We start from the raw sequence: 3,050 nt of genomic DNA on the forward strand, positions 1-3,050 counted from the left end.
TAACGGCGACCACCAAGATGTGGGATAAGGAGAGAGTGGGCAGCGTATAAGGTGTATAAGAGACAGGAGAAGACCGGTGAGTCGGTCCCCTGCCGCTCGATCCGGCCGCTCGGGGGAGGGTGGGGCGGTCCCCGGAGGGAGCGCATACCATCCATCGGGCGGGCGGAACGGGTCGAACCTATTCGGCGCGTCGCACGCCCTCTTATGGCGGATATCGCCAAGAATGGGTCTCGGCGTCCAGGGACACCTGACATGATCCCGCGGTGTGGCACCCTGGATGACGACCGGAAGGAACACACCTCGTGACCCAGAGTGACGCGTCACTGGCTTCCTCTACGCGGAGTAATGGAACCTTGCCGTTCCGTCGCAACTGGGCTGTCGACGAGTCGCCGCGTCCCGAGACCCGCGACGAGCGCACCAGCTGGCAGCAGCGGATGGGCCTGAGCGTCGACGAGGCGCTGCACCTTCCCGCCCTCGCCGGAACGACGGTCGCGGCCGGATCCGCGGGACTGGCCCGGGTCGTCCGGCACATGGTCGTCGACGACCCCGCCGACCCGCTCGCCGCCGCCGGGCCCGACGTCCTCGTCGTCCTGGGCGCCCGGCTCCCGCCGGCCGACCCGGCGAGCTGCCGCGCCCTCGTCGAGCGGCTGGACCTCCTCGGCACGGCGGCCCTGGCCTTCCGGCGCGCCGACGGACCCGCCCCGCTGCCCCCCGAAGTCCTCGCCGAGGCCGACCGGCGCGGCCTGCCCGTCCTCGCCCTGCCGTCGGGGGCCCGGCTGGACGAGATGGTCTCGGCGGTGCTGGGCACCGTCGTGGCCAAGCAGGGCGAGGCCCTGGCGCTGTCCTCGCGCATGGACGACGAGTTCACCGAGGTCGCCCTGACCGGTGGCGGGCTGGCCGAGGTCACCCAGCGGCTGGCCGTCCTGCTCGAAGGCGTCGCCGTCCTGGGCCTGGGGCCCGACCGCGAGGTCGTGACCAGCGCCGGCCCGGCGGACGACGTCGAGGAGATCAGCGACTGGCTCTGGCTGCTCGACGCCGCCGCCGACGACGCGCTGGCCGAGCTCGCACCCTCGCGCCGGCTCTCCGGTGTCCGTGCCGACCGCACGGTGGTCACCCCGGCCGATGTGCTGGCCGACGCCGACCTGTCCCCGGCCGACGGCATCCTGCTCGTCCCGGGTCACCACGAGCTCCCCGGCGGGATCGGCGAGTACGCCGTCGCGCCGATCATGGCCGGCGACCAGCGGCACGGCTGGCTGGTCGCGGTGCACCGCACCGGCGCGATGCTGCTCGGCGCCGGGGGTGTGCTCGAACGGGCCGCCGTCATCGCCGCCCTCTCGGTCATCCGCCTGCAGGCCGTGCACTCGGTGGAGCTGCGGTTCCAGGGTGACCTGGTGCGCAGGCTCGTGGGTGGTGCCGTCGGGCACACCGAGCGGACCCTGGCCCACACCCGGTCCTTCGGCTGGCGGCTGGAGGGCACGGTCGCGGTCCTGGTCACCGCCACCGAGCTCGCGCCCGAGGCCGCCTCCGATCCCACCCGTGCCCTCGACATCCTCGACCGGCTGGCCGACGGCTGGCGCGCCGCCCTCGAGTCGGAGGTGGCGGGCGCCGCGGTCGCGGGCCTCGCCACCGAGATCGTCACCCTGCTGCCGCTGGACGGGCGCACGCCCGAGGAGCTGTCCGCGATGGTCTCGGCGGTGACCTCCCGGGTCAACGGCCGACTGCGCCGGATGGGGCGGCTCCTGGGGACCGGCATCGGCCGTCCCGCCGGGTCGCTGGGCGAGCTGGCCGAAGCCCACCGGCAGGCCCAGCGGGCCCTCGGCGTGGGGCAGGAGATCCACGGCGGGTCGGTGACCCACTTCGACCAGCTCGGGGTCTTCCGGCTGCTCTCGCTCATCCCCGACAGCAGCGAGCTGCGGTCCTACGTGGACGAGGTGCTCGGCCCGCTGGCAGACGCCGTCGACGCCGACTCCGCCGACCTGCGCGAGACGTTGCGGGTGCTGCTGGAGACCAACCTCAACGTGGCCGAGTCCGCCCGGCGGCTGCACTTCCACTACAACACGATGCGCTACCGGATCGGCAAGCTGGAGCGCATGCTCGGGCCGTTCACCACCGATCCGACCCTGCGGCTGAACCTCCTGCTGGCTCTGCACGCCGCCCGCATGCGGGGGCTGGACCAGCCGCACCGCCCGCCGCTCGACGCCGGGCTCCTGAGCGACGACGGCTTCGACTCGCTGATCTGAGGCAGGGGCGCGGCGTCCGGTGACCGAGGCCGTCGACGCGCTCGTCGCGCGGATGACGGCGCTCGCCGCCGAGCTGGAGGGGGCCCGCGACCCGGCCCGCTTCTTCCTCGGCACCTACCTGCGCACCACCCGGGCGGTGGCCGCCGCGCTCGACCGGGGCCGGTTCGAGGACCGGGACTGGGTCTCGCGCTGGGACGTCGACTTCGCCGACCGCTACCTGGAGGCGCTCGACGCCCACCGCGTCGATCCGGCGTCGGCACCCGCGCCGTGGCGGCGGGCCTTCGGTGCCGACCCCGGGCTGCGACCCGAGGGCCACGTGCTGCTCGGCATGAACGCGCACATCAACTACGACCTGCCGCGCTCGCTCGTCGAGGTGATCCCGCCCGCGGACTTCGCGGACGCGGAACTGCTGGCCCGCCGGCACCGCGACCACGGGCGGATCGACGGGATCCTCGCCCGCCGGGTGGGGGAGGAGGACCTCGCGCTGCGCCGGGCAGGGGGCACCCGCACCGCCCTGGACCGGTTGCTCACACCGGCCAACCGGCGGGCCGCCGTCCTCCTCCTCCGCGAGTCGCGGCGACGGGTGTGGCTGAACACCAGGGTGCTGCACGCCGCCCGGCTGGACGGTGCCGACGCGTACGCCGCGCGGGTGGCGCAGCTGGAGGCGGCGAGCGCCGCCCGGGTGGCCGACCTGCTCCGCCCCGGCCCCGTGCTGCTCCGGCTGGCGGTGCACGGGTTCGGCGTCGTCCTCCCGGGCGGCGGGACGGCCTGATCGCGGGCAGGGTGGGGGGCTGGCTCTTATACACAACT

The 3,050-nt window shown here is 74.4% G+C and carries 2 protein-coding genes; both read left to right on the forward strand.

Going from position 1 to position 3,050, the window contains the following annotated elements; all coding sequences use genetic code 11:
• The first annotated feature begins 353 nt into the window (after nt 1-353).
• Entirely contained in the window at nt 354-2,240 is a 1,887-nt protein-coding gene (locus C5508_RS19050; protein WP_232797303.1) for a PucR family transcriptional regulator, read from the forward strand.
• Nucleotides 2,241-2,259: 19 nt separating this feature from the next.
• A complete protein-coding gene (locus C5508_RS19055; RefSeq protein WP_104526477.1) occupies nt 2,260-3,012 on the forward strand; it encodes a DUF5995 family protein in 753 nt (250 codons plus the stop codon).
• The last annotated feature ends 38 nt before the right edge of the window (nt 3,013-3,050 follow it).

It is taken from the genome of Blastococcus atacamensis, assembly GCF_002938425.1.
Taxonomy (GTDB): Bacteria; Actinomycetota; Actinomycetes; order Mycobacteriales; family Geodermatophilaceae; genus Blastococcus; species Blastococcus atacamensis.